At 71.7% G+C, this 3,733-nt stretch carries 5 protein-coding genes; all 5 read right to left on the reverse strand.

The genetic code is table 11. From position 1 onward, the window contains the following. Positions 1–296, reverse strand: a 296-nt coding sequence (locus AB0A95_RS34595; protein ID WP_357559971.1) for an AAA family ATPase, incomplete at its 3' end; no start/stop codon positions are given. Positions 297–322: 26 nt separating this feature from the next. Further along, positions 323–625 carry a hypothetical protein gene (locus tag AB0A95_RS34600; RefSeq protein WP_357559972.1) on the reverse strand — a complete coding sequence of 101 codons (303 nt, stop codon included), beginning with the start codon at positions 623–625 and terminating at the stop codon, positions 323–325. Beyond that, entirely contained in the window at positions 625–1,449 is an 825-nt protein-coding gene (locus AB0A95_RS34605) for a hypothetical protein (RefSeq protein ID WP_357559973.1), read from the reverse strand. The genes AB0A95_RS34600 and AB0A95_RS34605 overlap by 1 nt, the downstream gene beginning before the upstream one ends. Continuing rightward, entirely contained in the window at positions 1,446–2,123 is a 678-nt protein-coding gene (locus AB0A95_RS34610) for a hypothetical protein (protein ID WP_357559974.1), read from the reverse strand. The genes AB0A95_RS34605 and AB0A95_RS34610 overlap by 4 nt, the downstream gene beginning before the upstream one ends. Before the next feature lie 213 nt (positions 2,124–2,336). Continuing rightward, on the reverse strand, positions 2,337–3,605 hold the full coding sequence (locus AB0A95_RS34615; RefSeq protein WP_357559975.1) for a tyrosine-type recombinase/integrase: 1,269 nt from the start codon (positions 3,603–3,605) through the stop codon (positions 2,337–2,339). Positions 3,606–3,733: the final 128 nt, after the last annotated feature.

The raw sequence follows: 3,733 nt of genomic DNA on the forward strand, positions 1-3,733 counted from the left end.
ACCGGCACATCGAACCGGCGCGCCCGGCTGATCAGCGGATCCCGGTACGCCCAGCGGGTGTTCGTCGCGTCGACCACCGTGAGCAGCCGCCGACTCATCCGGTACTCGACGGCCAGGTGGAGCATGTCCACGGCCGGGGCGTCGGCGTCCTGGTCCTCGACGTCGCCGGTGAGCATCCGCCGGAACGCGTCGAGGGAGAAGACGTCCTCGGTGCGGAACCGGCTGCCAACCCAGGTGCTCTTACCCGACCCGGGTGGGCCGACCATCACGATCAGCGCGGCTGCCGGGTCACTCATGGCTGCCGGGTCACTCATGGGCCCGGTCACGGGGCCGGCTCGATTCCGGGTCGGGCCGGGTCGCCGGTGGTGGTGCCGGTCGGGTCGACGCTCTCGGGCGGGTAACAGAAGCCGCAGCCGGCGCAGCCGATCACTGGGGGGTCGGTGTCCTGTTGGGTGCCGATGCGCCAGTCGCAGAGCACGTTGTGCAGGAGACGGGGGATGATTCGCATCCGGTGGCCCTCGGAGTCGTCCACGCGCATCAGGGGCAGGGGAGCGCGGCCGCTGGTGACGGCGACGGCGAGGGTGCGTAGTGAGAGCGTCGCGTCGGTCCGGTCGATGTGTTCCATCAGGCGTCGTCTCCGGTCAGCTTGGCGCACAACTCAGCCGCGGTGGGCGACGGCGACATCGGCATCCATACTCGCCAGGCGTGGACCTCCCGGGGGAAGCCTCGCTCGAGTGCGGCCATGTTCGTCGGCGTCCACTGGCCCTTAGCGATCAGGTCGAGTAGCCGACCGGTGAAGCTGTCCCCGCTGCCTCCGAGGAAGAGGGCGAGGTCGCCGTGCCCGTAGAGCCGGTGGTCGGGTGCGCAGGTCCGCTTGTATCTCGCCCAGTCGTAGGCGACGTCCTGCCCGGGGCCCGGGGTGCTCGGCTCGGTCAGCTTCGCGTAGGCGACCGGGCGGGCGACGCCGGCCGGGTCAGGGTCCACCGCTACCAGTCGGATCTCTTCGGTGGGCTGGCGTGGTGTCGCGTGGCCGACGGGTGGGCGGCGTAGCTCCTCGGGCGGTGTGACCAGCAGCGGGGAGGTGGCCCGACGCTTCCACGATCCGTAGCGGCTGTCGCGCCAGGCGCCCGGGGCGCTCGGCTCGGTCAGCTCCACGTACCGGATGACGCCGTCCATGAAGTCGACCTGGACGCCGTCGAGGACCCGCGACGGGTCGAGGTTGTTCTCCTGTGCCCAGTGCAGCAGCACATCGAGCAGCTCGGCCGGGGCGTCCGGGGGCGGGGTGGACAGCCACACCTGCGGGGGCGTGGCGGGCTCGCCGGCGGCGCGGACGATCCTGCCCAGCTCACCGAGTAGCCAGTCGCCGTTGACCGGCGGCCCGTCGGCCAGGCTGGCGTACAGGGCGCGCAGCTCGGCCAGGGTGTTCCCGCCCTGCTGCCCGGCGTTCACAGGGCAGCCTCGTTCAAGGCGGCCTTAGCCTGACCGATCAGGTCCACGGCGCGGCGGACGGCGGCGCGCTGGTCCGCCGAGGGCGCCGGGGACCAGTCCCCCATCCGGACCTCGTCCGCGGCGTCATCCAGGAGGGCGTACGCGCGCCGGCGGGACTCATCGAACGGGGGGAGCGGGGACCGGGGCGCGGGAGCGCCTTGCATCTCGGCGTGGAGGGCGTGCAGCTCGGCGAGCTTCGTTCTGGGCGTCAGGGTGTAGAACTCGTCGGCTTCGGTGGCGATCGCCACCGCTTCCACGACGCGGCGGGCGTGCGCGTGGCCGAGACCGGGCAGGGCTTCGCGCAGGTCGACCGGGCGGCCGGCGGCCATGCTGACGGCCAAGTCGAGCAGCCGCTGCCCGGCGCCGCCGATGCGCCAGGACCGGGCCGCGTCGAGCAGCCCGGCCCAGCGGACGATCGCCACGTCGTACGTCTCTTTGTGGATCCGGTCGTACAGACCCAACTCCACCTCGACCAGGGCACGGAACCCCAGCCGATCGGGCACGTCGGTGAAGATCAGCAAATGCGTGGCGCCTTGGATGCTCAGTGACCCGGTGTACTTCGCACCGGCGGTCAGCAGGGTCCGCAGCTCGTCGCCGGTGTACTGCCGGTCGGGTGTCTCGGTGCTCTCGGTCATGCCTCGGTCCTCCAGTGATCATTCTCCGGCGTGTCGGGCCGGGTCGGGTGTGCTCAGGTCTCGGCGTGTGGGGCTACGCTGTCGGGGCAGCGCTCCAACGGGTCAGGTTCTCTTGGGAGAGACCCCCGCGTACGTCCTCTATCGCTCGGCCGCCCGTCGTGGTGGTGGCCCGTCGGCGTTGCCTTGTCCCTCGGGGAGGTGCGCCGCTTGTCATCACGACCCGCTACCGCCCCGCGTTGCGCGTCGGCGCCGCACGATGGCCGCCCGGCGGACCTGGACAAGCGGGTTGTGATCGCCCCACCGCAGACCCGACCGCACGTAGCGGAAGATCACCGGCGAGTTGGGGGAGTGCCCGGTGACCATCCGGATGCGCTCGACGGGCACGCCGGCGTCGGATGCGTTCGTGACGAAGGCGGCCCTCTCCGAGTGCGTGGTGACGTGCCGCGGGTTGCCCTTCTCGTCGACATCAACGCCGGCCTGGCTGGTTGCCCGGTGGTGCATCTTGTCGTACGCCGCGGTGGTCATCCGCTTCCCGGGCACGATCACCCCCGAGTGGCCCTTGCCCGGGTTCCGCTTCCCGCCGACCTTGCATTCCAGGAACAGCGGTCCGCCCGGCTTGATGCCGCGGGCGCGCTTGAGGTCCTGCCACTCGGACACCAGCACCAGCGGGTCCACATCGGGCGCCCAGCTCTCGCCGGTCTCCTCGTCGGGCTCGTCGGCCTCGACCGGGATCCGACGCGCCGCGCCACCCTTCCCAACGCGGATCGTGACCAACAGCCGGGTGCGCGACTCCCACTCCAGGTCGCCGTCGTCGAGGCCCATCAACTCGGCCGCCCGGCAACCGGTCGCCATGTGCAGCGCCAGGGCTGCGGCGTCACGGACGCCGGCGACCTGCCCCATGTCCCGGGTCCGGACCACCCTGGCCTGCTCGTCCGGGGTCAACGCGTACGCCTCGGCCGGCATGATGCCCATCTGGCGGAGCTTCTTGTCGTACGCCTTGAGCTGCGCCTGGACGCCGGGGTGTTTCCACGGGCTCGGGTAGCCCTGCCACTGCAGCACCTTGCAGACCACACCGAGGGCAGTCTCGACGGTGGCGTACGCGTAGGGGCGGCCGCCGCGGCCGGCGAGGGTGACGCCGTCTTTCCGGGTCCAGGTCAGGTGCGCCCAGATGTACGTCCGGACCGTGCCGATCGTCGGCGGGTCATGCTTGCGGTTCGTGGTACCGCACCAGCGGATGAACCGGCCCCAGCCCCAGTCGATCGTGCGCCAGGTGGTGTCGGGGATCGCGTCGCGCAGGGCCTCGTCCACGTCCAGGGGGACGCGCTCGTCGGGGTCGGAGAGGTCGGCGTACGCGGGCAGCAGACCGCGCGGGCCCTTGACGTCGTACCGGGCGACCGGGTCCGGTCGCCCGGCACGAGGCGCCACGACACCACGCGCCGGCGCGGCGTCGACCAACTCGCCCTCGAGCGCCGGCCCGGTCACTGGGGTGCCGCCGTCCGGGTCTGCAAGAACAGCTCCGCCTCGCAGATGCCGTATCCCTGCCGGTGGGTGCCGGGGAACGTGGTCACGTATTCCACGAACCACATCCCCCGCTCCATGAAGCGCCGGGT

The sequence above is a fragment of the Micromonospora sp. NPDC049230 genome, assembly GCF_040647875.1.
In the GTDB taxonomy this organism is placed as follows: domain Bacteria; phylum Actinomycetota; class Actinomycetes; order Mycobacteriales; family Micromonosporaceae; genus Micromonospora.